29 protein-coding genes are annotated in these 25,244 nt (G+C 60.5%); 15 read left to right on the top strand and 14 right to left on the bottom strand.

All coding sequences use genetic code 11. The features are described 5' to 3' along the window. Positions 1 to 22 precede the first annotated feature (22 nt). Complete coding sequence (paaA, locus tag BZG29_RS25710) at positions 23 to 1,012, bottom strand: 1,2-phenylacetyl-CoA epoxidase subunit PaaA (protein ID WP_077408594.1); 990 nt, start codon at positions 1,010 to 1,012, stop codon at positions 23 to 25. Between the two features lie 267 nt (positions 1,013 to 1,279). Here paaA and paaX point away from each other — a divergent pair, with 267 nt between their 5' ends. Further along, positions 1,280 to 2,209 (top strand): phenylacetic acid degradation operon negative regulatory protein PaaX, encoded by a 930-nt coding sequence (gene paaX / locus BZG29_RS25715; RefSeq protein WP_077408595.1) that lies wholly within the window; start codon positions 1,280 to 1,282, stop codon positions 2,207 to 2,209. Positions 2,210 to 2,286: 77 nt separating this feature from the next. Here the strand turns inward: paaX and BZG29_RS25720 are convergent, their stop codons facing one another. Beyond that, complete coding sequence (locus tag BZG29_RS25720) at positions 2,287 to 2,541, bottom strand: hypothetical protein (RefSeq protein WP_077408596.1); 255 nt, start codon at positions 2,539 to 2,541, stop codon at positions 2,287 to 2,289. Positions 2,542 to 2,682: 141 nt separating this feature from the next. Between BZG29_RS25720 and BZG29_RS25725 the strand changes: the two genes are divergently transcribed. Together BZG29_RS25725 and BZG29_RS25730 are read left to right on the top strand one after the other, a co-directional pair. Next, entirely contained in the window at positions 2,683 to 3,807 is a 1,125-nt protein-coding gene (locus BZG29_RS25725; protein ID WP_034746346.1) for a M14-type cytosolic carboxypeptidase, read from the top strand. A gap of 279 nt (positions 3,808 to 4,086) precedes the next feature. Continuing rightward, positions 4,087 to 5,196, top strand: coding sequence for a cytochrome c peroxidase (locus BZG29_RS25730; RefSeq protein WP_253192703.1), 1,110 nt, complete (start codon positions 4,087 to 4,089; stop codon positions 5,194 to 5,196). A gap of 46 nt (positions 5,197 to 5,242) precedes the next feature. On the opposite strand, the gene pmbA is transcribed toward BZG29_RS25730, so the two are convergent. After that, positions 5,243 to 6,595, bottom strand: a complete 1,353-nt coding sequence (gene pmbA / locus BZG29_RS25735; protein ID WP_077408598.1) for a metalloprotease PmbA — start codon at positions 6,593 to 6,595, stop codon at positions 5,243 to 5,245. A gap of 92 nt (positions 6,596 to 6,687) precedes the next feature. Between pmbA and yjgA the strand changes: the two genes are divergently transcribed. The 3 genes from yjgA to BZG29_RS25750 all read left to right on the top strand — a co-directional run bounded on the left by yjgA (position 6,688) and on the right by BZG29_RS25750 (position 8,690). After that, on the top strand, positions 6,688 to 7,284 hold the full coding sequence (yjgA, locus tag BZG29_RS25740) for a ribosome biogenesis factor YjgA (protein WP_077408599.1): 597 nt from the start codon (positions 6,688 to 6,690) through the stop codon (positions 7,282 to 7,284). A 111-nt stretch (positions 7,285 to 7,395) separates the two neighbouring features. Further along, complete coding sequence (gene mog / locus BZG29_RS25745; protein WP_077408600.1) at positions 7,396 to 8,025, top strand: molybdopterin adenylyltransferase; 630 nt, start codon at positions 7,396 to 7,398, stop codon at positions 8,023 to 8,025. Next, positions 8,022 to 8,690, top strand: a complete 669-nt coding sequence (locus tag BZG29_RS25750) for an alpha/beta hydrolase (protein ID WP_077408601.1) — start codon at positions 8,022 to 8,024, stop codon at positions 8,688 to 8,690. Before mog ends, BZG29_RS25750 begins: the two co-directional genes overlap by 4 nt. 56 nt (positions 8,691 to 8,746) lie before the next feature. Here BZG29_RS25750 and BZG29_RS25755 read toward each other — a convergent pair whose 3' ends face one another. The 5 genes from BZG29_RS25755 to BZG29_RS25775 form a co-directional block, all read right to left on the bottom strand. Continuing rightward, positions 8,747 to 10,306: a S1C family serine protease gene (locus BZG29_RS25755; RefSeq protein ID WP_253192704.1), complete on the bottom strand. Its 1,560-nt coding sequence runs from the start codon at positions 10,304 to 10,306 to the stop codon at positions 8,747 to 8,749. Between the two features lie 91 nt (positions 10,307 to 10,397). Continuing rightward, on the bottom strand, positions 10,398 to 10,964 hold the full coding sequence (locus BZG29_RS25760) for a carboxymuconolactone decarboxylase family protein (protein WP_077408603.1): 567 nt from the start codon (positions 10,962 to 10,964) through the stop codon (positions 10,398 to 10,400). Continuing rightward, positions 10,964 to 11,812, bottom strand: coding sequence for a fumarylacetoacetate hydrolase family protein (locus BZG29_RS25765; RefSeq protein ID WP_077408604.1), 849 nt, complete (start codon positions 11,810 to 11,812; stop codon positions 10,964 to 10,966). Before BZG29_RS25765 ends, BZG29_RS25760 begins: the two co-directional genes overlap by 1 nt. Then, on the bottom strand, positions 11,757 to 13,106 hold the full coding sequence (locus tag BZG29_RS25770) for an MFS transporter (RefSeq protein ID WP_171985106.1): 1,350 nt from the start codon (positions 13,104 to 13,106) through the stop codon (positions 11,757 to 11,759). The genes BZG29_RS25765 and BZG29_RS25770 overlap by 56 nt, the downstream gene beginning before the upstream one ends. Positions 13,107 to 13,108: 2 nt before the next feature. Next, a complete protein-coding gene (locus BZG29_RS25775; protein ID WP_077408606.1) occupies positions 13,109 to 14,473 on the bottom strand; it encodes a KamA family radical SAM protein in 1,365 nt (454 codons plus the stop codon). Between the two features lie 281 nt (positions 14,474 to 14,754). Between BZG29_RS25775 and BZG29_RS25780 the strand changes: the two genes are divergently transcribed. Both BZG29_RS25780 and BZG29_RS25785 read left to right on the top strand, forming a co-directional pair. Further along, positions 14,755 to 15,213: a cache domain-containing protein gene (locus tag BZG29_RS25780; RefSeq protein ID WP_077408607.1), complete on the top strand. Its 459-nt coding sequence runs from the start codon at positions 14,755 to 14,757 to the stop codon at positions 15,211 to 15,213. Between the two features lie 68 nt (positions 15,214 to 15,281). Beyond that, positions 15,282 to 16,988, top strand: coding sequence for a methyl-accepting chemotaxis protein (locus BZG29_RS25785; RefSeq protein ID WP_077408608.1), 1,707 nt, complete (start codon positions 15,282 to 15,284; stop codon positions 16,986 to 16,988). Here BZG29_RS25785 and BZG29_RS25790 read toward each other — a convergent pair. Further along, positions 16,985 to 17,563, bottom strand: coding sequence for a DNA-3-methyladenine glycosylase (locus BZG29_RS25790; RefSeq protein ID WP_077408609.1), 579 nt, complete (start codon positions 17,561 to 17,563; stop codon positions 16,985 to 16,987). The genes BZG29_RS25785 and BZG29_RS25790 overlap by 4 nt on opposite strands. A gap of 288 nt (positions 17,564 to 17,851) precedes the next feature. Here BZG29_RS25790 and BZG29_RS25795 point away from each other — a divergent pair, with 288 nt between their 5' ends. Both BZG29_RS25795 and BZG29_RS25800 read left to right on the top strand, forming a co-directional pair. Next, positions 17,852 to 18,718 (top strand): HDOD domain-containing protein, encoded by an 867-nt coding sequence (locus BZG29_RS25795; RefSeq protein ID WP_077408610.1) that lies wholly within the window; start codon positions 17,852 to 17,854, stop codon positions 18,716 to 18,718. Positions 18,719 to 18,825: 107 nt separating this feature from the next. Then, the gene (locus tag BZG29_RS25800; RefSeq protein ID WP_077409292.1) at positions 18,826 to 20,034 is read left to right on the top strand and encodes a hypothetical protein; all 1,209 of its coding nucleotides are present in this window, start codon (positions 18,826 to 18,828) and stop codon (positions 20,032 to 20,034) included. 163 nt (positions 20,035 to 20,197) lie between these two features. Here BZG29_RS25800 and BZG29_RS27985 read toward each other — a convergent pair whose 3' ends face one another. From BZG29_RS27985 to BZG29_RS25805, 3 genes are all read right to left on the bottom strand, one after another. Continuing rightward, positions 20,198 to 20,671, bottom strand: a complete 474-nt coding sequence (locus BZG29_RS27985; protein ID WP_150131057.1) for a hypothetical protein — start codon at positions 20,669 to 20,671, stop codon at positions 20,198 to 20,200. Next, positions 20,671 to 20,961: a hypothetical protein gene (locus BZG29_RS27990; protein ID WP_150131058.1), complete on the bottom strand. Its 291-nt coding sequence runs from the start codon at positions 20,959 to 20,961 to the stop codon at positions 20,671 to 20,673. Before BZG29_RS27990 ends, BZG29_RS27985 begins: the two co-directional genes overlap by 1 nt. A gap of 97 nt (positions 20,962 to 21,058) precedes the next feature. Continuing rightward, the gene (locus tag BZG29_RS25805) at positions 21,059 to 21,580 is read right to left on the bottom strand and encodes a DNA-deoxyinosine glycosylase (protein ID WP_150131059.1); all 522 of its coding nucleotides are present in this window, start codon (positions 21,578 to 21,580) and stop codon (positions 21,059 to 21,061) included. Positions 21,581 to 21,675: 95 nt separating this feature from the next. Here BZG29_RS25805 and BZG29_RS25810 point away from each other — a divergent pair, with 95 nt between their 5' ends. Together BZG29_RS25810 and BZG29_RS25815 are read left to right on the top strand one after the other, a co-directional pair. After that, entirely contained in the window at positions 21,676 to 22,104 is a 429-nt protein-coding gene (locus BZG29_RS25810; RefSeq protein ID WP_077408612.1) for an Mpo1-like protein, read from the top strand. A 145-nt stretch (positions 22,105 to 22,249) separates the two neighbouring features. After that, a complete protein-coding gene (locus BZG29_RS25815; RefSeq protein WP_034780449.1) occupies positions 22,250 to 22,699 on the top strand; it encodes a glycine zipper 2TM domain-containing protein in 450 nt (149 codons plus the stop codon). 21 nt (positions 22,700 to 22,720) lie between these two features. Here BZG29_RS25815 and BZG29_RS28705 read toward each other — a convergent pair whose 3' ends face one another. Further along, entirely contained in the window at positions 22,721 to 22,852 is a 132-nt protein-coding gene (locus tag BZG29_RS28705) for a hypothetical protein (protein WP_290440883.1), read from the bottom strand. 183 nt (positions 22,853 to 23,035) lie between these two features. Between BZG29_RS28705 and BZG29_RS25820 the strand changes: the two genes are divergently transcribed. Together BZG29_RS25820 and BZG29_RS25825 are read left to right on the top strand one after the other, a co-directional pair. Then, the gene (locus tag BZG29_RS25820; protein WP_077408613.1) at positions 23,036 to 23,980 is read left to right on the top strand and encodes an EamA family transporter; all 945 of its coding nucleotides are present in this window, start codon (positions 23,036 to 23,038) and stop codon (positions 23,978 to 23,980) included. After that, positions 23,977 to 24,483: a GNAT family N-acetyltransferase gene (locus BZG29_RS25825; protein ID WP_077408614.1), complete on the top strand. Its 507-nt coding sequence runs from the start codon at positions 23,977 to 23,979 to the stop codon at positions 24,481 to 24,483. Before BZG29_RS25820 ends, BZG29_RS25825 begins: the two co-directional genes overlap by 4 nt. A 223-nt stretch (positions 24,484 to 24,706) precedes the next feature. On the opposite strand, the gene BZG29_RS28285 is transcribed toward BZG29_RS25825, so the two are convergent. After that, a complete protein-coding gene (locus BZG29_RS28285; protein WP_171985107.1) occupies positions 24,707 to 24,844 on the bottom strand; it encodes a hypothetical protein in 138 nt (45 codons plus the stop codon). A gap of 218 nt (positions 24,845 to 25,062) precedes the next feature. Between BZG29_RS28285 and BZG29_RS25830 the strand changes: the two genes are divergently transcribed. Then, positions 25,063 to 25,242 carry a hypothetical protein gene (locus BZG29_RS25830; RefSeq protein ID WP_034746290.1) on the top strand — a complete coding sequence of 60 codons (180 nt, stop codon included), beginning with the start codon at positions 25,063 to 25,065 and terminating at the stop codon, positions 25,240 to 25,242. Positions 25,243 to 25,244 lie beyond the last annotated feature (2 nt).

Raw genomic sequence — 25,244 nt, forward strand, 5'->3', positions numbered from 1 at the left:
CTATCCCCTTTTATAGATGTTTTCAGGCTGCCGCTTTGCTAGCGGCTTGCTTGTCGGCGTAGGCGACCAAGGCATCGCGGAACCATTCGCCGTCTTCATACGCTTTCACGCGCGTTTGCAGGCGTTCGCGGTTGCAGGGGCCATTACCCTTCAGGACATTGTTGAACTCGGACCAGTCGATCTCGCCGAATTCATAGTGACCCGTTTCCGCATTGAACTTCAGGTCGGGATCGGGCACGGTCAGGCCCAGGTATTCGATTTGCGGCACGGTCTGGTCGACCATGCGCTGGCGCAATTCATCGTTCGAGAACAGCTTGATGCGCCATTGCGCCGATTGGGCGCTGTTGACGGAAGCGGCGTCGGACGGGCCGAACATCATCAGCGACGGCCACCACCAGCGGTTCAGCGCATCCTGCGCCATGGCTTTCTGCGCCGGCGTACCCTTGCACAGCGACATCATGATGTCGTAGCCCTGGCGCGCATGGAACGATTCTTCCTTGCAGACGCGGATCATGGCGCGCGCATACGGACCGTACGAGCAGCGGCACAGGGGAATCTGGTTGATGATGGCAGAGCCGTCGACCAGCCAGCCGATGGCGCCCATGTCCGCCCACGACAGGGTGGGATAGTTAAAGATGCTGGAATACTTGGCTTTGCCCGAGTGCAAGGCGGCCAGCAAGTCGTCGCGCGACACACCCAGGGTTTCCGCGGCGCTATACAGGTACAGGCCGTGGCCCGCTTCATCCTGAATCTTGGCCAGCAGGATGGACTTGCGTTTCAGAGTGGGCGCGCGCGTGACCCAGTTACCTTCAGGCAATTGGCCGACGATTTCCGAGTGCGCGTGCTGCGAAATCTGGCGGATCAGGGTCTTGCGGTAAGCGTCCGGCATCCAGTCCTTGGCCTCGATCTTGATGCCTTCGTCGATGCGCGCCTGGAAAGCGCGCTCTTCCTGGCCCATGTCGTCGAGGGAACGGACGTTCTTAAGGCCGGTTTCAACCATTTGTGCGTACATGATCTGTCTCCCATGTCTTTGATTTTGCGCAGCAACGCGGTGCGATGAACAGATAATACGATACAAAAAACGATTTGCATACACTTGATATGAATCATTTTAAAAATTCGTATCTTGTGCAGCTTTTTTGTGCGTATGATATTGCTTATGAGAAAACACTGCGGAGCGCCACCAGCGCTTCCGGCAAATTATTGACGCGCTACCCGCGCAGCCAAGTAAACTGCTGCTTTTATTGAACCGACCGCAACACGGCCAGACCGGAACCACATGAAGAACACCCGCTGCACGGCATGGATAGCCGATTTCCTGGAAAGCGACCCACCGCGCTCGAAGTCCCTGGTAATGACCATCTTTGGCGACGCCATCGTGCCGCGCGGCGGTGCCATCTGGCTGGGCAGCCTGATCGAACTGCTGGCGCCGTTCGGCGTCAATGACCGTTTATTGCGCACCAGCGTGTTCCGCCTGGCGCAGGAAGGCTGGCTCAGCTCGCAGCGCGACGGCCGCCGCAGCGCCTACACGATACGCCCGGAGGCGCTGGCCCGCTTCGAACGCGCCTATCGTCGCATCTATGCGCCGCTGGTCGTGCACTGGGATGGCAGCTGGACCCTGGTGATCGGGCCGGCCGGCAGCATCGGCGCCGCCGAGCGGGGGGCGCTGCGCAAGGAATTATTGTGGGCGGGCTATGGTTTGATCTCTCCCGGCATCTTTGGCCATCCGGCCAGCAATACGGAAGCGCTGGAAGATATCCTCGTGCGCAACGAGGTGCAAGGCAAACTGTACGTCTGCCACACCACGGAATTGCCAGGTGTCAGCACGCGCCCCCTGCGCGACATGGTGGGCGACTGCTGGGACTTGTCGGAAGTGATGGCCGGTTACGAAAAATTCATCGCCAGCTTCCAGCCGCTGCTGACCCTGCTGCAAGAGGCGCCCGAGTTCGATGCCGAGCAAGCCTTCGTCATCCGCTCGCTGCTGACGCACGCCTACCGCCGCGTGCAGTTGCACGACCCGCAACTGCCCGTCGAACTGTTGCCCGAACCGTGGCCCGGCACGCAGGCGTATGCGCTGGCGCGCGACCTGTACCGCATCACGTACGCGGCGGCCGAAGAACATATCCTGGCCACCTTGCGGCACGAAGATGCGCAGGCGCCCGATGTGGAACCATGGTTCTACGAACGTTTTGGCGGCCTGAACACCTGATAAAACATCCATGGCGGCATTACAGAGCCTGGCCCTGGCCGTTTTTCAGGCATTCCGGAATAAGTCAGTGCCTGCGCTCACTGTTTTGCTACCACCTGTTTCGCCCCTGCCAATAAATCCTGCCCCAGCTTTTCCAGCGCATTGGCCTGTACCAGCATGGTGTCGAGAATGGCGACGTTGAAGGTGAATTCGGCCGGCGTCGTATAGCCGGGGAAACGTATGATGCGCAGCAATTCCTGCAAGGTCGTGCCCTTGCCCAGGTGCGCCAGGGCATCGCTGAGGGCGCTGATTTTCTTTTCCAGCTCGCGTATGTGTTTGCCGTTGTCATCCATGATGGTCTCCCCGTGTTGGAGCTATCACGTTAGCAAAGCGCGTCCGTCATCGTTTGCGCCAGCACAAAGTCCACCGCAAAACAGGTATCATCGCGCCATTGCACACGATGCAAAACCCATACGTTTTTATCAGGAACACACATGACCATTAAAATCAGCCAGCAATTCGACGCCGGCGCGATCGAGGTGCTGCGCGCCGACGATGCCCAATCCATCGAGCTGAACATCCGCAAGGATTCCCACGCCGACATCACGCAATGGTTTTACTTCCGCCTGCAAGGCGCGCAAGGCGAGGCGTGCACGATCCGCTTCATGAACGCAGGCAAGTCAGCCTACCCGGACGGCTGGAAAGATTACCAGGCCGTGGCCAGCTACGACCGCGAAACCTGGTTCCGCGTTCCGACCAGCTTTGACGGCACGGTGATGACCATCGAACACACGCCGGAAGAAGAAAGCGTGTACTACGCCTACTTCGAACCGTACCCATGGGACCGTCACCTGGCCCTGATCGACAGCGCGCAAGCGTCGCCGCTGGTGCGCTTGATCGACCTGGGCAGCACCGTGGAAGGCCGCGACATGAATCTGCTCGTGGTCGGCGACGCCGATGCCGAGAAAAAAGTCTGGGTCATCGCGCGCCAACATCCGGGCGAGACGATGGCCGAATGGTTTGTCGAAGGCATGCTCGAAGCCTTGCTGGACCAGGCCAATCCATTTGCCCGCCAGTGCCTGCAAGACGCCGTCTTCTACGTGGTGCCGAACATGAACCCGGACGGTTCCGTGCATGGCAACCTGCGCACCAATGCGGCCGGCGCCAACCTGAACCGCGAATGGATGACGCCGACGATGGAGCGCAGCCCGGAAGTGTTCCTGGTGAAACAGAAAATGCATGAAATCGGCTGCGACCTGTTCCTCGACGTGCATGGCGACGAAGGCTTGCCTTACGTCTTCGTGGCCGGCAGCGATGCGCTGGAAAATTTCACGCCGGCACAAAAAGCCGAGCAAGACCGCTTCATCGCCGACTTCAAGGTGGCCAGCCCCGACTTCCAGGATGAGCACGGCTACGAAGACGGCCCGTTCACGCCGGAAGTACTGACCATGGGTTCGCCCCACATCACCCACGCCTTCGGCTGCCTGTCGCTGACCCTGGAATTGCCGTTTAAGGACAACGCCAACGATCCCGACCCGCAAACGGGCTGGAGCGGCGCCCGCAGCGCCGCCCTGGGCGCGGCCGTGCTGCAGCCTATCCTGTCCACCTTGCGCGCCTGAGCCGCACATGAAACTGGCCCGCCACGCATGACGTGACGGGCTTGGCCGGCGGTTACGCTGCCGCCGGCTGTTTTCCGCTCCCCGTCTTGCGCAGCGCAGCATCGCTAATCGTTGCCACGCCAGCCATTGCTGCCTATACTGGGCGCAGCATTGCCTGTCTCTCCCTTGCCGACAACCATCCCGCATATGACCATCAAAGACCAGCCACGCGCTGAGGCGCGATTTTCACCGATCCGATTTGCACACGTGTGCATATTCTTGTTTCTTGGCTTGCACGCCATGCCAGGCACGGCGGCCGAACTCAGTCCTGCCGCGCAGCTGGGGCGGCACATCTTCCACGATGCCAGCCTGTCCGCCTCGGGCAGGCAGTCGTGCGCCAGTTGCCATGATCCGGCCCACGCCTACGCGCCCGGCAACAAGCTGGCCGTGCAACTGGGCGGCGCCGATGGCCAGGCGCACGGCTACCGCGCCACGCCATCGCTGCGCTACCTGGAACACAATCCGCCCTTCCGCTTTGATGAAGAAGGCGCACCCAACGGCGGCATCAACCGCGATGGCCGCGCCGCCAGCCTGGCGGAACAGGCGGAACGACCGTTCCTGGCAGCGCACGAAATGGCCAATGCCAGCACGGATGCAGTGGTGGAACGGTTGCGCAACGGCAACTATGCAGACGCATTCCGGCGCGTCTTTGGCGACGCCATCTTTGCACAACCACAACAGGCATTCCGCCGTATCACCTTTGCCTTGCAACAATTCCAGCAGGAAGAGCCGGATTTTCACCGCTACGATTCCAAATATGACCTCTACCTGGCCAACAAGGTTCCGCTGGAACTGGCCGAATTGCGGGGCCTGGCCCTGTTCAACGATGAACGCAAGGGCAATTGCGCCGCTTGCCACCCCAGCGTGCGGGGCGAACATGGCGCGCCGCCCTTGTTTACGGACTTCAGTTTCGACAATCTGGGGGTGCCGCGCAATATGCGCATTCCCGCCACGGCCGACCCGGCCTATTTCGACCTGGGCTTGTGCGGTCCCGACCGTACGGATCTGGCGGCGAAAGGCGAGCTATGCGGCGCCTTCAAGGTACCCAGCCTGCGCAATGTAGCCACGCGCCAGGTGTTTTTTCATAACGGCGTGTTCGACAACCTGACGGATGCCCTGCGTTTTTATGTGCGGCGCGATACGCATCCGCAAGAATGGTATCCGCGCGATAAGCGAGGAAAAGTGCAGAAATTCAATGACATACCCGCCAGATACCGCGCCAACGTGAACGTCAAGGAAGCGCCGTTCGACCGCAAGCGCGGCATGGCGCCGGCGCTGACGGCGGGCGAGATCGAGGATATGGTGAAGTTCCTGGCCACCCTGACGGATGGCTATCAAGTCCAGCAGTAAAGCGTGGCGCGCCCGCCCGGCGTTGCCCCGCTTGCCATGCAGGCGCTCAGCCGCCCGCCACCACCATGCTCTCGATGAGGATGGAACCCGTCTGTTTGGTGCCGCGGCGCAGTTCGTCGGCGCCCACGGCAACGATGTTACGCAGCATGTCCTTCATGTTGCCGGCGATGGTGATTTCTTCCACCGGGTACTGGATCACGCCATTTTCCACCCAGAAACCGGAGGCGCCGCGCGAATAGTCGCCCGTCACGTAATTGGTTCCTTGTCCCATCAGCTCCGTCACCAGCAAGCCCGTGCCCAGCTTTTTCAGCATGGCACTAAAATCGTCGCTGGCGGCCGTCAGGTTCGAGGTCAGGTACAGATTGTGCGAGCCGCCCGCATTGCCCGTCGTCTGCATGCCCAGCTTGCGGGCCGTATAGGTCGACAGGAAATAGCCTTGCACCACGCCATCCTTGACGACGTCGCGGCTGACGGTTTTCACGCCTTCCTCGTCGAACGGCGCGGAGCCGACGCCGCCGATCACGTGCGGGTCTTCGAAGATCTGCACATGCGACGGCAGCACCTGCGTGCCCAGGGAATCGTTCAGGAAAGTGGATTTGCGGTACAGGGCGCCGCCCGAGGTCGCTTGCACATAGGTACCCAGCAAACCGGCCGCCAGCGGCGCCTCGAACAGCACGGGACAAGTGCGCGTGCCCAGCTTGCGCGCATTCAGGCGCGACAGGGCGCGCTCGGCGGCATAGCGGCCGATGGCTTCCGGGCTCGACATTTTGGAGGCGTCGCGCACGGACGAATACCAGTCGTCGCGCTGCATCTTCGCCCCTTTGCCGGCGATGGGCGCCACGGACAGGGTGTGGCGCGAGAACGGGTAGCCGCCGATGAAGCCGCGCGAATTGGCGGAAACAAAGTGCGATTGCTGCACGTGCACGCTGGCGCCCTCGCTGTTCGTGATGCGCGGGTCGACGGCAAACGCGGCCGCTTCGGCCCGCTGGGCCAGCGCGACGGCTTCCTCGGTGGAAATGCGCCAGGGATAGAACAATTGCAAGTCGCGGGGGGACATTTCCAGCATGTCCGTGTCGGCCAGGCCCGCGCAATCGTCCTCGGCCGTGAAGCGGGCGATGTTGTAGGCCGCATCCACCGTGGCGCGCAGGGCGGACGGCGAGAAATCGGAGGTGCTGGCATTGCCGCGCTTCTTGCCGACAAACACGGTCACGCCCATGCCCTTGTCCTTGTTTTGCTCGATCGTCTCGATCTTGCCTTTTCGTACAGAAACGGACAAGCCGCCGCCTTCGCTGACTTCGACGGCTGCGTCAGTGCCGCCCGCTTCCCGCGCAAAAGACAACACATCACGGGCCAGTTGCTGCAATTGCTCTTGACTATGGGTAAATACGGAGTCGTTCATGCGCTGTTTTCTTCGGAAAGCCGCTAAAAAGGTTATCATAGCAGTCGTTTACAGTTTACAGGTGCGGCCTACGCGGCCAATCCCGCCTTATCATGCCAAATCCAAACCGGGGAGCTTGCGGCTTCCAATCCACCGAATTCGAACAGGAATATGAACGTCCTTCGAAGTCGGAACTCAAGCGCCAGATGACCGTCCTGCAAAAGCTGGGCGAAGAACTCGTCAATGAGGCACGCGACCGCGTCAAGCGCGTCCCGATGCCGGAAGACGTGCGCGACGCCATTCTCGAATGCCAGCAAATCAAGGATCACGAAGGCCGCCGCCGCCAGCTGCAATACGTGGGCAAGAAGATGCGCACCCTGGATGAGGACGAAGTTGCCGCCATCCAACGCACCATCGATAGCTGGAAAGGCTTGTCGAAAGCCGACACGGCCAATATGCACGCGATGGAACGCCGCCGCGACAAACTCTTGACGGACGACAAGGCCCTGACCGTCTTGCTGTCGGAAAATCCGGAACTGGACGTGCAGCACCTGCGCACCCTGATCCGCAATGCCCGCAAGGAGCAAGCCGAGAACAAGCCGCCGAAGGCCTACCGTGAAATCTTCCAGATCTTGAAAGAGATCGCCAAGAAGCAAAATGGCGGCAAGAAAGATGCGGATGAAGATGGCGCAGAGGCCGACGAAGAATAAACCCCAGCCAAAGACTGGGGTCGTACCTTCAGGGTACGACCCCGGCTTTTGCACTTGGGTTGGCAAAAACCGGGATCAGCCCGGTTTTTTTACGACATAGACAGGTGCCCCATGACCACGATAGAAGACGAATTGATTATCGGCCTCGTGTCGATCTCGGACCGCGCCAGCGGCGGCGTGTATGAAGACCTGGGCATCCCGGCCCTGAAAAGCTGGCTGTCCGCCACCATCCGCACGCCTTTCCGCCTGGAAAAACGCCTGATTCCGGACGAGCGCTCGCAAATTGAAAACACCCTGATCGACATGGTCGACCTGAGCCACTGCCATCTGATCCTGACGACGGGCGGCACGGGCCCGGCGCGGCGCGACGTGACGCCGGACGCCACCTTGTCCGTCGGGACCAAGGAAATGCCCGGTTTCGGCGAACAGATGCGCCAGATCAGCCTGCAATTCGTGCCGACCGCCATTTTGTCGCGCCAGGTGGCCGTGATCCGCGAGACGCCCGAGCGCGCTTGCCTGATCATGAACTTGCCGGGCCAGCCGAAAGCCATCAAGGAAACATTAGAAGGTCTGAAAGACGTTGACGGAAATCAATTGGTGAACGGCATCTTTGCCGCCGTGCCGTATTGCATCGACCTCATCGGAGGTCCCTATATGGAAACCGACCCGGCCATCTGCAAGGCCTTCCGTCCCAAATCGGCGCTGCGTCCGGCGCAACCTTTACCTGAGGAAAATACATGAGCACCTTGCTGGAAACCATAGAACTCGACAGCGCACCGAATCCCACCGTTTCCATCATCTGGATGCATGGCCTGGGCGCCGACGGCAACGATTTCGTGCCCCTGGTCAAAGAACTCGATTTGCGCGGCTGCCCCGCCATCCGCTTCATCTTCCCCAGCGCCGGCACCATGCCCGTCACCATCAACAACGGCTACGTGATGCGCGCCTGGTACGACATTCGCGAAAATGACCTGGTGCGCCGCGAAGATGAAAGCGGCTTGCGCGCCTCGCAGGGACAAATCGAAGCGCTGATCGCGCGCGAAAAGGCGCGCGGCATTCCCGCCAGCCGCATCATCCTGGCCGGCTTCTCGCAAGGCTGCGCCATGACCCTGCAAACGGGCTTGCGCCACGCGGAACCGCTGGCCGGCCTGATGTGCCTGTCCGGCTACCTGCCGCTGGCCGACAAGACGGCGGCCGAGCGCACGCCGGTGAGCCTGCAGACGCCGATTTTCATGGCGCACGGCACGGCCGACCCCGTGGTGCCGATCGGCCGCGCGCAGCAGTCGCACGACTTGCTCACCGGCATGGGTTACAAGGTGGAATGGCACGAATACATGATGCAGCACTCGCTGTGCCAGGAAGAAATCGACGCCATCGGCGCGTGGCTGAAGAAAGTATTGGCTTAAAGTAAAACAGGCGCGGTCTACGCCGCGCCTGCTGTCGTACGGTACGCCGGAAACGATCAGTTCGCCGGCGTTTTTGCATTCCAGATTTTCAACATGTCGGGCGACGCTTCCGAGCGGATGCCGTTGTCCGTCAGCACCGATTCCGTCGCGGCCAGCATGTCCTTGCGCGGCACGACGACCATTTCCGCGTCGCGCTGCTGGAAGCGGAACGTCAGCAATTCATCCGTCTGGTCGCGCAGCAAGGCCACCAGGTGCGCCAGGCTGCGCACGCGCACGCCATTGACGGAATCGACGACCGAGAAGAAACGGGTGCTGTAGCCATTCATCAGCTTGTGCGGGAAGAACGGCGCGGCGATCACCACCAGTTCCTCGCGTTCGCTGTCGGGCGCATCGCCGCGCCGCGTGGCCAGCGGATTGCCGGCAAACGCCATGCCGCCCAACATCGCCGGATTGCCATTCGGCGCCGCCATGAATTCCGTGCTGGCACGCGAAAACACCATGGGGCCGAAGATGAAATAGGATGGGTAATTGCCCTGCAGACCGCTAATGAGCATCGGGTGCGCCGCCGAGACGGGCACCTTGATTTTCAGGGGCGCGCCCTGGCGCACCACCGTCAACGGCAATTCGCCGTCTTTCGCCAGCTGCTGTACCCGGTACTGGAAGCGCACGCGGCTATTGGCATTCAGCTTGACCATGCCTTGGTTGTCGATAGGAAAATCGCCAATGTGCGTGATGACATCCCACTCCTTGAGCGGATAGGCGGCATCCTTGCTGGCCGGCGTCATCACGACGGCGCCTTCGACGCCCTTGGCCAGCTTCAGATACGTGCGCAGCGCGGGATTTTCCAGCGTTTGCGTCATGTCGCGCATGGCCGGCTTGCCCTTGGGTGCGCCACTGTCCTGGTCGCGCAGGAACAGTTCGATTTCCTCGTTGGGGATGATGTAGCCGATGTTTTGCGCATTGGCCATGCCGGCGAAGGCCAGGCCGATCATCTTGTCACCGGCAATCACGGGGCCGCCGCTATTGCCCGGATTGATGGCCGCATCGATCTGGATGCGCAGGCCGGAGACGGGGAAGTTGTAGCGCACAAACTCGATGCGCGAGACGATGCCCTTGGTGATCGACAGCGAGGTGCCGCCCGTCGGATAGCCATACGCCAGCACGGCATCACGCACGTCGGGCAAGACGTTAGCCCGCGGCACCGCTTTGTGGCTGGCGAAAAAACTGTCGTCATCGATCTTCAGCAAGGCCAAATCCATGCCGCGCGAGATGGCCAGCACGGTCGCCGGGATCTTGTCGCCGGCGCCATTCGCCTGGATCTGCACCTGGCTCGCATAGCCGACCACGTGCGCATTGGTGAGGATGCGGCGGCCCTCGATGACGACGCCGGAGCCCGTCACTTCCTGCGGCGCGGCCTTGCTCCAGGGTTTATACGGGTCAGGCCCGCGCAGCGTGGAAAACACCTTGACGACGGAATTTTCCAGGGCGGAAGCACTGGCAGTCGCCGTAGCGGCGGGCTCGGCGGCCAGCACCCGCACCGTCATCAATGGGCAAAAAGAAAGGGCCAGCGCCAGGAAGGCGCGGCCCATCAGGGTGATGCACGGACGAGTTTTCATTGAGCTAGTGGGCAATGGAAGGGAAGTAAAATTATATATTGAATAATTTCAACTTCATTACACTTTGTCCATCTTTGCCCGAAGAACTCTTCTAATCGGGCAAAGGCGTGACGCCCAAGGCGGGCACGGCCGTCTGCGCCCCATTCATCACCATGGCCAGGAAAGTGTAATAGCCATTGATGCCCATCAAGTCGACCACGCCGTGCTCGCCGAACAGCGCCAGCGCCCGCGCATACGTGGCATCGCTGACGCGCTTGTTCTGCTGCAACTCGATGCAAAAATCGTGCACGGCTTGCTCATCTTCTTTCAGGGCCAGCGGTACGCGCCGCGCGGCGATGGCATCCACGGCCGCTTGCGCGATGCCGTTCTGCACGGCCAGCGGCGCGTGGATGGCCCACTCGACTTGCTGGTCCCACTGGCGCGCCGTCACCAGGATCGCCAGTTCCGACAGCCGCGTGCCGATGGCGCTACGGTAGCGCAAATATTCCCCCATGCGCTGCGCCGTTTCCATCAGCTCGGGGCTGCGGATCAGCGGCACGAAGGGGCCGTACAGCGCCCCGCGCGGCCCGTCGATGATGGCTTGCGCAGCCGCGCGCTGCTGGACATCAAGCCGGTCCAGCGGCAACGCGGGCAAACGGTCGATATCGCTACCGGCCATCAGGCAGTCCAGGCGACCACGTCCTGCTGCTGTTCACCGAGGCCGGCGATACCCAGGCGCATGCTGTCGCCTTTTTTGAGGAAACGCTGCGGCTTGCGGCCCTGGCCCACGCCCGGCGGAGTGCCCGTGGCGATGACGTCGCCCGGTTCCAGGGTCATGAATTGCGACAGATAGCTGACGATCTGCGCCACCGTGAAGATCATGGTTTGCGTATTGCCGGTCTGCATGCGTTTGCCGTTGACTTCCAGGTACAGGTCCAGATCCTGCTCATCGATGACTTCATCGCGCGTCACCAGCCACGGGCCGATGGGGCCGAAGGTGTCGCAGCCCTTGCCCTTGTCCCACTGGCCGCCCCGCTCCAGCTGGAACGAGCGCTCGGAAATGTCGTTGACGACGCAGTAACCAGCCACATATTTCAGGGCGTCCTCTTCGCTCACGTATTGCGCGCGCGTGCCGATGATCACGCCCAGCTCCACTTCCCAATCCGTCTTTTTCGAGCCTTTTGGCAACACGACATTGTCATCCGGGCCATTCAGGCAAGTGATGGCCTTCATGAAGACGATGGGTTCGGCCGGGATCGGCATGCCGGCCTCGGCCGCGTGATCCGCGTAATTGAGGCCGATGCCGATGAACTTGCCGACTTTCGCCAGCGGCACGCCGAAGCGTGGATTGCCGCGTACCAAAGGCAAGGTCTTTTCGTCCAGCTTGGCCAGCTTGCGCAGGGCCTTGTCGGACAGTTGCGCGCCGTCAATATCGGCAATCACGCCGGACAGGTCGCGCAGTTTGCCTTCTTCATCGATCAGGCCCGGTTTTTCCTTGCCTGGACGTCCATAACGAACGAGTTTCATAGTCTTCCTTGGAGTTGATCATTGCCGCTGTGCAGGCTGCCATTTTACCGGATGGCCCGGCACGCCTGCAGCGGCGAATGAAAAACATCGCAAGTCCCGGCAATTGCAAGGCCGCCAGCACGCCAAACGCCGCCTGATACGCCTGCGGCGGATACTGCTGCTGGCTGTTCAGGGGCCAGCAGCCGAGGATCAGGCCGAAGCCCGCCTGCACCAGGAAGGCGCCCGTGAAAATGAGCAAATTCAAACAGGTGGCCGCCCTGCCCGTCAAACTGGCCGGCATGCTTTGCGCAACGATCGCATACTCGAGGCCCGTCACCGTGCCCAGCAGGGTAAACAGCACGGATAGCAAAGGCAGGCTGGGCACCACATTGCACGCCATCGCCACTTGCACTGCGACAAACAGGACGATGCCGACGGCCGCCACTTGTATGGGTGCAATACCGCGCCGCCCCGCCCATTCCGTCAGCATGCCCATGCCGATGGCGCCGAAGATGACGGCCGCCATGCCCAGGTACAACAAATACGCCACGCTGTCGTCGGACAAGCCGCCCACGTCGGCCAGCCAGCGCCCCACCCACAAGCCTTGCACGCCAAAGAACACCGTGTGCGGCAGCAGGATCAGCGCAATGGTGCGGCGAAAGGCCCTGTCGCCATACACGCTCCAGACGCTGACCTTGCTCGCCGGGTTCATGCCTGCGGCAGGCGCGGGCAGGGCCGGTGAAAGCAGGCGGATCAGCAAGCCGATGGCCAGCGCCGCCAGCGCCAGACCCAGGAACACGCCGCGCCAGTCCGTGTAGTGCAGGGCCAGCTTGACGGGCATGGTAGCCGTGGCCGCCCCCAGGCCGCCCACGGCGATCAGGTAGCCATGCACGGAAGGCAGGTGCGATGGCGCGATGGCGCACGAGACCGCTTTCACGGCGGCCATGAAGCAGCCGCCCAGGCCCGCCCCCATCATGGCGCGTGCCCACATCAGTTCGGCAAAGCTGTGGCCCCGGCTAAACAGCCACACGCCCAGGGCCGCCAGCGCCAGCAGCCACAGTTGCACCGTGCGGGGGCCATAACGGTCGAGCGCCATGCCAACTGGCAATTGCACCAGCGCAAAGGCGAGAAAAAAAGCGCTGGTCAGCAGGCCCAGCTGGGCTGGCGTCAGGGCGATGGCGCCCAGCAACTCCGCCGTCAGCACGGCATTCACGCCGCGCAGCAGGCAGGACAGGTAATGCCCGAGCGCGAACGGCAGGAACACCAGGCAAAACACGGCCACGCCGGAGCGGGCAGGCGCGCCGTGGCCGTGCATGCTCAGGCGGCCTGTGCCATGCGGATGATTTTGTGCGGCGCCTGCGGCACAGGGTCATCCGTCTCGAAGAAAAATTTATCGTGGCCAAAGGCCGGCTTCAAATCGTCCATCCACGTCGCTTCCGCATCGAATTTCGCATAAAACGGCCGGCGCACCCAGTCCGGGTTGCGCGCCTGCAAAAATTGCAGGGCAAACAGTTTTTCGCCATGGATGGTGACGATGCCGTCGATGACGATCTTGCCGGGAAACGCGCTCATGGAAGGCCCGCGCACCGTGCGCGACAAGCCCGATACCATCTGGTAGGCGGCCTGGAAAATCTCGTGCGCCTTCGCCAGGGGCAACTCGAAATAGCTGCGCGGGCCCGTGTCCCGTTCGACAAACATGTAATACGGAATCGCCCCCAGGCGCGTGCCCGTCTGCCACAGCTCGGCCCAGCTAGCGGGGTCTTCGTTGATGTGGCGGATCAGCGGCCCCTGCATGCGCAAGGTGGCGCCCGTGGAAATGATGCGCTTCACCGCTTGCTGGGCAATGTCCTGGCGCAACTCGACGGCATGGCTGTAATGGCCCATCACGGCCAGGTTCTTGCCCGCCTTGACGATGCGCTCGAACAGGCGCATCAAGTCGTCCGCGTCGCGGTCCGAGACGAAGCGCTGCGGCCAATACGCCACCGCCTTGGTGCCGATGCGGATGTTCTGGATATGTTCCAGGCCCGGCGCCAGCAGCGGCTCCAGGTAGGCGGCCAGTTGCCGCGTATTCATGATCATCGGGTCGCCGCCCGTGATCAGCACGTCCGTCACTTCCGGATGCAGTTTCAGGTAAGCGACCAGCTCATGCGACTCGTGCGCATCGAACTTCATGTCGTCCATGCCGACAAACTGGGGCCAGCGGAAACAGAAGGTGCAATACGCGTGGCAGGTCTGTCCTGCACTGGGGAAAAACAGCACCGTTTGCGCATATTTATGCTGCAAGCCGCGCACGGGCGCATCGTTGACCCGGGGCACGTTGTGCGTCATCTGCCCGGCCGGATGGGGATTCATGCCCAGGCGCAAGCCATGCACATAGGCATCGATGGCGGCCTTGTCCTGTTGCGCCAGCACCAGCTCGCGCAGGTGCGCGTACTGCTCGGGCGCCAGCATGTCGCGGTGGGGAAAGACGAGGCGATAGATGGGGTCGTCAGGGATGTTGTTCCAGTCGATCAACTGGTCGAGCACATAGGCATTGGTGCGAAACGGCAAGACGTGCGAGACCACTTGCACGGCTTCGCGCTGCTCTTCCGGCAGCCATTCCCACTGCCGCGCCTGTTGTATGGTGTGCCGCGTATACGGCTTGAACTTGGGTGAAAACGGCTCGGTAATGGGTGCGGACACGATCGGCTCCTTGCCAGTAAACAGCGATAACTTCCTTGAAACCAGCCCTATCCCGGCCAATTCCAGCCTCTTCCTCTGCCATGCCAGCCAGCTTGGCATGCTGTGAAAGTCATCATAATTCTTGCCGCTTGGAACCAAATTGTTACATATCAACAAGCCGTCGATACGTTGCAAGCTACCGACAAGCAACACCTTAGTTTGTGCCATCGCAATTTGAGGGCAGCGTCGGCGACGTAAATTACGACTTGGCAACATATCCCTCGATATCACAAGGAGCTTTCATGAAATTCTTATTCACGGGTAGCCTGCTGTGCCTGGCATTTGCCGGTGGCAACGTCAGCGCCGCGGTCGAACCAACGGAAAAAGACGCCATCGCCATGGCCGAACGGGGCGCCGCCTTCATGAAGGCGCATGGCAAGGAAGAAATGATGAAGAAAATCACGGCGAAAGACCCGGACTTCGTGCAGGGCTCGCTGTATGTGGACATGCGCGACATCAAGACGGGCATCGTGCTGGCCCACCCCATCAATCCTTCCATCGTCGGCAAGGATTTGACGGATGTGCCCGATGCGAATGGCAAGAAATATCGCCGTGAAATCATTGAGCTGGCGCAAAAACAGGGCAAGGGCTGGGTCGATTACCAATACAAGAATCCCACCACCGGCAAGATCGAGCCGAAGACCACCTACATCCTGCGCGTCAACGATGTGGTGCTGGAAGCGGGGATCTACAAAAAGTAAGGCAAGGGCGGCGCGCACGCACGCCGCGCGCCGCCTGCGGTTTGAACAGCCATCGCCAGGAGTCAAGCATGCTCAATCAATTACGCATAGGGCCAAAATTATTGCTGGCACCCACCCTGGTCTTGCTGCTGCTGATACTCAGCTCGACCGGCGCCTGGTATGGCATGGTGCGGCAAAATACCTCGCTGGAAAACATGGTGCGGGTACGCATCACGCATCTGAAAGCGGCCGCCGACGTACTAGGGGAGGCCAAGCATGTGCACGGCAATATGTACCAGTTGCTGTCGTGGACGAATGGCAGCTTCGCCAAGGCCCGTCTCGATACACTGGAGCAACAGATCAAAACGCGCCACGCGGCCATCGGTGCCCAGCTTGCCACCTTGCGCGCCACGGCCACGGGCGCCGAACTCACCCTGGTCGATGCGGCCATCACGGCACTGGCCGGCTATCGCAAGGCCGTGCTGGAAACCATGGAAATGGCGCAGATGGACCAGTCGATCGCCACCAATTCCATGCTCAAGGCGGAAACGCAGTTCGGCCAGTTCAATACCCAACTGGCGCAACTGTCCGCGCTGGAAACGACGCTCAGCAGCCAGGCCCATGCGACGGCCAGCGCCGAGTTTCGCACCCTGTGCTGGAGCTTGCTGCTGACCGTCCTGCTCTCCATCCTCGTCTCCATCGTGGTGACCATGCTGGTGCGGCGCGCCATGCTGCTGGAAATCCGCGGCATTGCCGACGCCGTGCAAGACTTGGCGGCGGGTAAGCTGATGGCCGGCGCGCCCAAGCAGGGCAACGACGAGATCGCCGCCACCTCGCGCGTGCTGGACCAGACCATCGCCCACCTGAATCAGACCTTGCGCACCATCATGGGCGCCGTGCAATCGATCGACACGGCCTCGCGCGAAATTGCCACCGGCAATCTGGATCTGTCGGCGCGCACGGAAATGCAAGCCAGTTCGCTGGAAGAAACGTCGAGCGCCATGGAAACGCTGACGCAAGCCGTCAATGACAACGCCGACAACGCCCAGCTGGCCTGCGAGCTGGCGGGGCAGGCATCCACCCTGGCCGTGCAAGGGGGCGTGTCGATGCAGCAAGCCGTGACGACGATGGCGACGATACGCGCCAATTCGCGCCAGATCGTGGATATTATCGGCGTAATCGACGGTATTTCCTTCCAGACCAATATCCTCGCGCTGAATGCGGCGGTGGAAGCGGCGCGCGCGGGGGAGCAAGGCCGCGGTTTTGCCGTGGTGGCGTCGGAAGTGCGTACCCTGGCGCAGCGCTCGGCGCAGGCCGCCAAGGAAATCAAGACCCTGATCGCCACGTCCGTCACCACCATCGATGGCGGCAGCGTGGCCGTGCAGCAAGCGGGCGACAGCATGGGCGCCATCGTGGCCTCGGTGCAGCAAGTCAATGAGATCATCCAGCGCGTGAAACAGGCCAGCGCGGAACAGGCGTCGGGCATCACGGAAGTGAACCAGGCCGTCACGCAAATGGATGACGTCACCCAGCAAAATGCGGCCCTGGTGGAGCAGGCGGCAGCGGCGGCGGCCAGTTTGCAGGACCAGGCCGTCAAATTGTCGGCGGCCGTGGCCGTGTTCACCCTGGACGAGCGCCCCGCCGCGCCGGCCGGCCACACCGATGAGGAAGCATTCCAGCATCCGGCCAGCCCCGCCAACGGAGAAGGCAAGGACCGGCGCGCATTGCACAGCCCGCTGCGCGGCATGCCCGGCCGGCCTGGCGCCAACGATGCATCGCGACGCCAGCGCAGCTAGACGGCTGGCGCGCGCAGCGGTTTACTCAGGTAAGGCGAGCCGGCCAGCACGAAGCGCCACGGCGTGTCCATCGCCCTGGAAATGCCGATGCGCGGCCCAGTTTGCACCGTGACATCACTCTCGCGGGCCAGCAACAGGAACGGCGGCGCATCGAGCGCCAGCCGGTTGTGCAGATGGCTCACGCCGAGCGCCTGGCACACCTTGCCCGGTCCCGAGCACAGCAGCCGCTCCCCCTCGACGCCGCGCCGTTCCCGCATCGCATCGAGTCCCGCCACGGGTTCGATGGCGCGGATCAGCACGCCTGCGCCATGCCCCGCTTCGCGGCATACAAAGTTCAGGCACCAGTGGATGCCGTACGAGCGGTAGACATAGGCGTGCCCGGGCGGGCCGAACATGGCCGCATTGCGCGGCGTCATGCCCCCATACGCGTGCGAGGCAGGGTCCAGCCGGTCATACGCTTCCGTTTCCACGATGCGCCCGCCCACGCCGTCGACCAGCACGGTCACGCCGATCAGCTGGCGCGCCACGCTGCTGGAATCGTCCGCAAAATCGATACCCGCGAGGATTTTTTTCATCCGGCAATTGTACTGCCGCACATCCCGCCGCATGTCTTGCCCCGCCTTGAAAACAAATAAAACTTAGTCTTTTCATCATGAATGCCAAGATGGGCAACGTCGTAAAATGATGAAAATTACGGCTGGACCAGGCCAAAACGGGGATTTTTTCCAGAATATATTGCAGATATGAACTATTGCTATGCATAAACAGCGATAATCGTCGGGCACTGCGCCAGACGCCCCTGAGGCGGGCAGCGGCAGCACGACAGAATAAGCACCGGGCACAAAAATGATGATGAAAGCGTGATGATGAGAGCTGCAGCGCAAAAGCAGGTAGAGCAGGAAGATCCGGTTGACGCCTTGATGCGTTCCATCCGTATCCCGCCGCGTCCCAGCCTGCTGGTCGACTTGCAGCGCGAACTGGCGGAACAGGACCCGTCGCCGCGCCGCATCGCGCGTATCATCGCCGACGACGTCGGCATGTCGGGCGCCCTGCTGAAATTGGCCAATTCGCCGTTCTATGGCGCCGCGCGCAAGGCCAAGTCCGTCGAGCAAGGCATCAATTTCCTCGGCATCAACCAGTGCAGCGCCATGATGACGGGCTTGCTGGCGCGCCAGGCGCTGGAAGCGGAAGGCGTGGAACTGACCAACTTCTGGGATGTGTCGGCCAAGCGCGCGCGCGCCCTGGTATTTACTTCACGCAAGTTGCGCATCGCCCCGCCCGACATCGCCCACACCTTCGGCCTGTTCTGCGACATCGGCGTGCCCTTGCTGATGAACCGCTTTCCCGACTACGTCAACACGTACGCGGCGGCCGCCAACGATGCGCACAATTGTTTTACGTCACTGGAAGACGCGCGCCACCAGACCAACCACGCGGCCATCGGTTGCTTGCTGGCGCGCAACTGGGGCCTGTCTTCCGACGTCTCCTGGGCGATTTTGCACCACCACGACTACACGGTGCTGGCGGATCCGTCCACGGACGACGCCATCCGCTCGCTCGTCGCCCTGTCGCTGCTGGCCGAAAAGGGCATTCAGCGCTACCATGGCAACAGTACCTCGCTGGAGTGGGACAAGGGCGGCGAACTTGCTTGCCAGCATCTTGGCCTGTCGCAGGAAGAAGCCGCCGACCTGCTCGACGAACTGCACGAGATGTTCGATACCGACCATTGAGGTATCAGGCGGCCGCGTCCGCCTGTATGATCCGTCCCGGCGCCTGGCATAAGCCCTGGCGCCTGTTTCCGTTTGCCTGCCCCGTCTTTCTTAACCTGTTGATCGCCATGCCCAAAAATAAGCGCCCTGTCCCCCGTAAATCCGCCAACACGCCTGAAGACAAGGATGAATCCGTCACGCGCATGCTGTGCACGATGGCCCTCAACCTGGCGGAGCAGGAAGACAGCGAATCGCAGGGCACGGTGCTGGCCGAGCAAGCCGTCGAGTTCGGCCGCCTGATCCGCAAGGCCTTAAATCAAAAGAAGGATGAAATCCTGTACGACGCCATCGAGCGTTCCAAGTACGAAGACGTGGGCGCCTACCAGTATTTGCGCAGCCATATCGAGGAAGCGGCGTCCATTTCCGTGATCCGCCGCGAAAACGCCCCGGCGATGGAAATCAACGCCTTCGTCGTGCCCCTGCTGGTGCAAAGCACGGGCGGCCTGAAGGAAGCGGACAGCTTCCAGGACCAGGACGCGTTCGAAGCGCTGGTGAAGAGTTTCCAGCAGGCAGAGCTGGAAAGCGCCAAGGCCAAGGTCGTCCTGATGAGCCACGCCTACGACCTCGATGAAATCGACCGCATCACCTACAGTCACCTGCACGAGATGGTGCGCGATGCATACGCATCGATGACAGACAAGAAAATCGTCGCCACGCCGGGTCTGGAAAGCAGCATCGTCGGCTGGAGCGAGACGGCCTTCGGGCCGCAGGACACGGCCGTCGAACTGCGCTTCCTGCTGGGCTTTGCCCTGAAGCGCGTGGACGACCCTTTCTATGCGGAACCGAAGGACGAAGCGGCGCTCGATGCCTGGTTCGATGCGCGCATGGCCCGCTACCAGCAGTGGACGACGGAAGTGGGCGACCTGGTGAAACGCTGCCTGGCGCCGGCCGGCAGCGCCCTGGAAGTCAGCTTCCTCTACCAGGATCTGTTCCACGGCGGCAAGGAACAAGGCATGAGCGAGTATGCGATGCTGCAGATGATGTCCGGCATCAACCATGCATTGGCGGAAAACAACATTGATGCGGGCGACGTCTCGGTGGTCGTCGGCCCGGCCGATGAACACGGCGAAATGCTGCTGCGCGTCAATGTCAGCACGGCGGGCGGCGAGCTGCTGCACAGCGCCGACAAGCCGCTGGACCTGGCCGCCGACCTGCAGGACGAAGTCGACGACATCTGCGACGCGCTGGCCACCATCGGCGTGACGCAACTGTCCGTGGCGCTGAGATTCGATGCCAAGGGACAGCCGGTGGAAGTGCTGGCGTACACACGCAGTTAAAACAGATTTTCTTCATACAAAGTAAACCACGATTTGGAGATTCATAGTGATCAACCTGCGACATAATGCTACAGGTTGATCATCCAGCATATGAACTTCCATCTCACTTCTGAGCTTCACTCATCGCCACAAACAATATTAACAGGCATTCTTGATATGCGCGCTAATCTCTGGCTTTCATTGCCCGCAATTTTTGTTCCGCCATTTCTGGGTGCGCCACCCAATCAAAATATGCGTCGTTTTTCATGAAATCTATAAGCCACGGTGCAAATAACATACCAGAGCATATCAAAAAACAAATATCAACAATCCAATTCTCAATAACTGATTGCGTTATATTCCAGCCCAACAACAAGTTCGAAAAAGAATTATCCCCTGCTACTAAATTCACCAATAATAGCAATGTGCATGAAAAAGATAATCGTGACAGCATCGCTCCGTCACTATTACTCTTTCGTTTCTCTTCCTTCCTTGCCTCAATCCTTCCAATCCAAAAGCTATCTTTCCCCTTAAGAGCTTCCTTTTCCGCATCATGCAAACTGACGTAACCATAACTTAGTTTTTCACGGTAATCTCTATACGATCCAGTGTGGGAAAATATTTTATGCCAAACATTTGAGTAGCGAACCAAATTCATTAACCATTCCAGAATATGTTGGAATACTGGTGAAATAGCGCCCATGAAAAATACATAGCAACCAAAAAAATGATATAAGAACCCGTGGTGATCAATTTACTCCCCGCGGCATCACTGGATAAGTGCAAATCAAAATTAATAATTCCAATATTAAAAAAAATCACCAAGGCATTATCAATTGCCAACACAACTGAGACAACTAGCAAAGCCCATCTATATTGCACCACCCGATCTAACATTGTTATAGCCTGTTCGGCTCGCCGACTGGAAGTCGATTCATTTTCCGACATAAAATATTCCTCGCACTAAATAATTGAATTTAAATTTAATACGATCTCATGCCCCATAAAAAAGCACAAGGGCACCAGACATATAATAAAAAATTATTTATTCCGACAATAATTTCCATGCCACTAGTTTCTGCGCATACGCCAAGGTATAAGCCGGGCTGCTCGACGGCAAGCTGACGATGCGGTAGCACTGCGCGTGCTCGCCCAGCACCTTGATGCCCAGCTTGGCGGCCGTGCCGCCGTTGAAGGCGATCGTGTGCAATTGCGGCAGGCTGGCGGCCAGGGACACCAGGTCGTTATCGTCGCGGGCGCGGATATTGCTGTCGAGGCTGCCCGTGCGCTGCGCCTGCGCCACCACATCCCACAGGCCCACGCCGTGCGCCAGCAAGGTGCTCAAGCGCGCTTCATAGGGCAAGCTCGTCAAGTCCACGTCCAGCACCTCTCCCAGCAGCCGCCAGAACTTGTTTTGCGGATGCGCATAATACTGGCTGTGCGCCAGCGATTTTTCGCCGGGCAAGCTGCCCAGTATCAGCAAGCGCGTGCCGGCGTCGACGACGGGATCGAAACAGCGCTTGCGCGGATCGGCGGCAGTGTCTGGCAAGAAGGCTGGGCTATTCAAATGAAAGGTCCGGAAGGGGAAATGAAGGGCCATTTTACCCGGCCACGCGACGGTGTAGAATTCCCGCACAACCATCCCTGCACAAGAGACCGCCCATGCGCACCATCGACACCCTGCTGGCCCAGTATGGCGAAAGCCACCGCAACCACGTCAATGAATGGGTGCACATCGTGTGCGTGCCGCTGATCGTCTTCAGCCTGCTGGGGCTGCTTTGGAGCGTGCATCCCAGCGTGGCGCTGCTCGGCAGTATTCTCGCCTTATACTATTACTACAAGCTGTCGCGTCCGTTTGCGGCGGGTATGCTGCTGATGCTGGCCGCCATGCTGGGCCTGCTGCTGCTGATGCCCCCGCTGACCGTCCTGCCCGTGTCGCTGGCGCTGTTCGTGCTGGCCTGGATAGGCCAGTTCATCGGTCACCAGATCGAAGGCAAGAAACCGTCGTTCCTCGACGATTTGCGCTTCTTGCTGGTGGGACCGCTGTTCGTGCTGGGATTTTTGTACCGGCGCCTGCGGCTGGCGTATTGAGCGGCAGGTGGTCCCTTGGTCACGCGGGATCGGTAACAGATTTTTACTATTCGCAACTAGTTATATGAGGCAAGTGTCCTTATGATAAGTCATCATCTGTCGGTCAATGTAATCGGCAACTAACTTTTGTCCAAGGGAGTCCCACATGAAAGCACCAATTATTGCAGTGGCATTGCTCGCCACCCTGGCCGGCTGCGCCGTACAACCGAACTCGGCAAATGTGTACAACGCGCGCCAGGCGCAGAATGAACAATCGGTTCGCATGGGCACGGTTGAATCCGTGCGCCAGGTAACCATCGACAAGGGTGAAACGGGCACGGGCGTGCTGGCTGGCGCGGCGCTGGGCGGCGTGGCCGGCTCGACCGTCGGCGGCGGCAAGGGCGCCATCGCGGCCAGCATCCTGGGCGCCGTCGCCGGCGGCATGGCCGGCAAGAGCATCGAAGCGAACGCTTCCAACAAGCCCGGCCTGGAAATCACCGTCCGCCTGGACAATGGCGACATGCGCGCCATCGTGCAAGACGCGGATGAACTGTTCCGTCCGGGCGAACGCGTGCGCCTGTTGTCCGATGGCCGCAAGACCCGCGTCACCCACTGATCTGCTTGCCGGCGCATGCGCTCAGCCGAAGGCGCCGGCAGCGATGAGCAAGGCCGAGGGCGACATGCCCTCATGCAGCCAGACGGCAATCCATGTTGCCACGATGACATACACAAGCACGCTCCATACTTTGATCTGCAGTGAGGCTGGCATGGCGGTCTCCGGTCAAAGATGCAATTCAGAAAATATTTACTTGATATTAAAGTAAATATTTTCATAAATTCAACATTTTCCAGAAGCACTGCGCTGGCTCAATGCCTCGCTGTCTCCGGACCACTCTTTGAGCAAGCTAGACCAAGACTCGCCATCCCCGCGCGATGCCCGTATACTTGCGCGATGTCCTCTCCTCTCCTGTTCATCATTGCCTGCCTGATCTGGGGCTCCACCTTCTGGGCCATCACCTTGCAGCTGGGCGATGTCGCCCCCGCCGTTTCCGTGGTCTACCGCTTCGGCCTCGCGTCCGCCACCCTGTTTGCCTGGTGCGCCTTGCGCGGCGACACCTTGCGCCTGCCCTGGCGCGCGCAGAAATGGATGCTGCTGCAGGGCCTGGCCTCGTTTGCCCTCAGCTATGTGTGCACGTATAGTTCGGAGCAATACCTGGTCTCGGCCCTCGTCAGCGTGCTGTTTGCGCTGATGGTGTTCTGGACGCCATTGCTCAACCGCATCGCCTTCGGCACACCGATCACCTGGAGCACCTGCTGCGCGGCCTTCGTCGCCATCTGCGGCATCGTGCTGCTGTTTTACCAGTCCATCGGCGCGGCGCTGCACGACATCCTCGGCGGCGGCAATGGTCATTTCCTGCTCGGTTTCATGCTGGCCCTGGTAGCCACCGTGTCCAGCACGGCAGGCAACGCCCTCGTCATGAAAGTGCGCGAACATTCCGGCAACGTGATGCTGACCATGGCCTGGACCATGCTGTGGGGCACCTTGATGGTGGCCGCCTGGGCGATCGTCACGGGCCAGTCCTGGCAGTTGCCCATGCGCCCCAGTTACTGGATGGGACTGGTCTATCTGGCCATCTTCGGCTCGGTGATCGCCTTCAGCGCGTATTTCACGTTAATCGCCCGCATCGGCACGCAAAAGACCGTGTATATCGGCGTCGTCACCCCCGTCATTTCCGTGCTGCTGTCGGTGCAGTTCGAACACTACCGGCCCGCCCCCATCGAATGGGTAGGCATGGTGCTGTGCCTGTCCAGCGTGGCCTGGGCCCTGACGTCGGGTGCGCGCAAGACGGCTGCCGTTTCCTCTATTTCCACCACTTCATCCGCAAAGGCAACATGAGCACCTCTTCCTCCCTCGCCATCCGTCCCGCGACCGCATCCGACGTGGCTGCCATCTTTGGCATGATCCATGAACTGGCCGTGTTTGAAAAACTCGAACACATGATGATCGCCAAGGAATCCATGCTGCACGACAGCCTGTTCGGCCCGCACCCCGCGTGCGAAGCGCTGGTCGGCGAGGAAAACGGCGAGGTGGTGACGTTCGCCTTGTTCTTCCACAACTTTTCCACCTTCCTGTGCCGCAAGGGTCTGTACCTGGAAGACCTGTACGTGAAGCAATCGGTGCGCGGCAAGGGCTATGGCAAGCAGATGCTGGTGGCGCTGGCGCAACTGGCCGTCGCACGCGATTGCGGCCGCTTCGAATGGTCGGTGCTGGACTGGAATGAAAACGCGATCAACTTCTACAAGGGCATGGGCGCGGACGTGATGCCGGACTGGCGCATCTGCCGGGTCGCTGGTGATGCCTTGACGCAATTGTCGGCGGGTACGCCGAAATCACTTTGATTGGCACTGCATCGAGGCAACTGCAAGCGTCAGTTCCAAAAAAAATCCCCGCGGGCTAGCGGCACCGCGGGGTGAACCCATTGTCAAGTGGGAGGGGGAGAATGCAATCAACGGTTATCAATATAAACGCTACGACTGGTCACCGCGCCGACCTTTACATTTGCTTACCGGGCCTTACATTTTCCTTAAATCTGTCAGCTGACTGTGCATCCTTCACCACAGTTTATTTCCGTGGCTCAATCAATGTGCCGTGCAAACCGATATGTTGTTGTGTAAGCCCACTGCCGCCCTGCGTATTTGTATAGATTTGGTACACTGTCAGGCAGGCGATGCAGCCAGCAACCACGGCGAAAATGACCATGCGACGCTCCTTGAGTATGCTTGAGGGAATCAGAACCCGCGACGCCTGATGATGACCAGGCGAGCAGGGAAGATTCAGTGTGGCATCTTCGGTCTGGGGGGCATTGCGCAATCTCAAACGCGCCAATTTGACAGGGTCATGGCATTTGATATGGCGCAAAGTGGCGGCATTCCGCTCACACAAAATGAACGCATCGTTACGCACCTGGGAGCCACATCATGAATGTCTCTGCCAAACCGCTCGTCATGAAAATCTACCGCGCCTACCTGCGCTCCCGCCTGGAGCGCTATACGCGCGACTTGCAAGCCATCGCCGAACAGCGCGAGAACGACTTCCAGGCTGAACGCATCCTGCACCAGGCCGTCGTCTCGGTGCGCTCCAAACTGCACTCGCTGTAACC

The sequence above is a fragment of the Janthinobacterium sp. LM6 genome, assembly GCF_002002885.1.
GTDB classification, from domain to species: Bacteria; Pseudomonadota; Gammaproteobacteria; order Burkholderiales; family Burkholderiaceae_D; genus Janthinobacterium; species Janthinobacterium kumbetense.

Coding starts and splice junctions, on each gene's coding strand:
- BZG29_RS25795 (WP_077408610.1), top strand. CDS start 17,852: ATGATGAGAGCTGCAGCGCAAAAGCAGGTAGAGCAGGAAGATCCGGTT.
- BZG29_RS25830 (WP_034746290.1), top strand. CDS start 25,063: ATGAATGTCTCTGCCAAACCGCTCGTCATGAAAATCTACCGCGCCTAC.
- BZG29_RS25760 (WP_077408603.1), bottom strand. CDS start 10,964: ATGGCCGGTAGCGATATCGACCGTTTGCCCGCGTTGCCGCTGGACCGG.
- BZG29_RS25815 (WP_034780449.1), top strand. CDS start 22,250: ATGAAAGCACCAATTATTGCAGTGGCATTGCTCGCCACCCTGGCCGGC.
- paaA (WP_077408594.1), bottom strand. CDS start 1,012: ATGTACGCACAAATGGTTGAAACCGGCCTTAAGAACGTCCGTTCCCTC.
- BZG29_RS27985 (WP_150131057.1), bottom strand. CDS start 20,671: ATGAATTTGGTTCGCTACTCAAATGTTTGGCATAAAATATTTTCCCAC.
- BZG29_RS25780 (WP_077408607.1), top strand. CDS start 14,755: ATGAAATTCTTATTCACGGGTAGCCTGCTGTGCCTGGCATTTGCCGGT.
- BZG29_RS25725 (WP_034746346.1), top strand. CDS start 2,683: ATGACCATTAAAATCAGCCAGCAATTCGACGCCGGCGCGATCGAGGTG.
- BZG29_RS28285 (WP_171985107.1), bottom strand. CDS start 24,844: ATGGTCATTTTCGCCGTGGTTGCTGGCTGCATCGCCTGCCTGACAGTG.
- BZG29_RS25810 (WP_077408612.1), top strand. CDS start 21,676: ATGCGCACCATCGACACCCTGCTGGCCCAGTATGGCGAAAGCCACCGC.
- pmbA (WP_077408598.1), bottom strand. CDS start 6,595: ATGAACGACTCCGTATTTACCCATAGTCAAGAGCAATTGCAGCAACTG.
- BZG29_RS25790 (WP_077408609.1), bottom strand. CDS start 17,563: ATGAAAAAAATCCTCGCGGGTATCGATTTTGCGGACGATTCCAGCAGC.
- yjgA (WP_077408599.1), top strand. CDS start 6,688: ATGCCAAATCCAAACCGGGGAGCTTGCGGCTTCCAATCCACCGAATTC.
- BZG29_RS25755 (WP_253192704.1), bottom strand. CDS start 10,306: ATGAAAACTCGTCCGTGCATCACCCTGATGGGCCGCGCCTTCCTGGCG.
- BZG29_RS25825 (WP_077408614.1), top strand. CDS start 23,977: ATGAGCACCTCTTCCTCCCTCGCCATCCGTCCCGCGACCGCATCCGAC.
- BZG29_RS25730 (WP_253192703.1), top strand. CDS start 4,087: ATGCCAGGCACGGCGGCCGAACTCAGTCCTGCCGCGCAGCTGGGGCGG.
- BZG29_RS25800 (WP_077409292.1), top strand. CDS start 18,826: ATGCCCAAAAATAAGCGCCCTGTCCCCCGTAAATCCGCCAACACGCCT.
- BZG29_RS25720 (WP_077408596.1), bottom strand. CDS start 2,541: ATGGATGACAACGGCAAACACATACGCGAGCTGGAAAAGAAAATCAGC.
- BZG29_RS25820 (WP_077408613.1), top strand. CDS start 23,036: ATGTCCTCTCCTCTCCTGTTCATCATTGCCTGCCTGATCTGGGGCTCC.
- BZG29_RS25770 (WP_171985106.1), bottom strand. CDS start 13,106: ATGCACGGCCACGGCGCGCCTGCCCGCTCCGGCGTGGCCGTGTTTTGC.
- BZG29_RS28705 (WP_290440883.1), bottom strand. CDS start 22,852: ATGCCAGCCTCACTGCAGATCAAAGTATGGAGCGTGCTTGTGTATGTC.
- BZG29_RS25750 (WP_077408601.1), top strand. CDS start 8,022: ATGAGCACCTTGCTGGAAACCATAGAACTCGACAGCGCACCGAATCCC.
- paaX (WP_077408595.1), top strand. CDS start 1,280: ATGAAGAACACCCGCTGCACGGCATGGATAGCCGATTTCCTGGAAAGC.
- mog (WP_077408600.1), top strand. CDS start 7,396: ATGACCACGATAGAAGACGAATTGATTATCGGCCTCGTGTCGATCTCG.
- BZG29_RS25785 (WP_077408608.1), top strand. CDS start 15,282: ATGCTCAATCAATTACGCATAGGGCCAAAATTATTGCTGGCACCCACC.
- BZG29_RS25765 (WP_077408604.1), bottom strand. CDS start 11,812: ATGAAACTCGTTCGTTATGGACGTCCAGGCAAGGAAAAACCGGGCCTG.
- BZG29_RS27990 (WP_150131058.1), bottom strand. CDS start 20,961: ATGTCGGAAAATGAATCGACTTCCAGTCGGCGAGCCGAACAGGCTATA.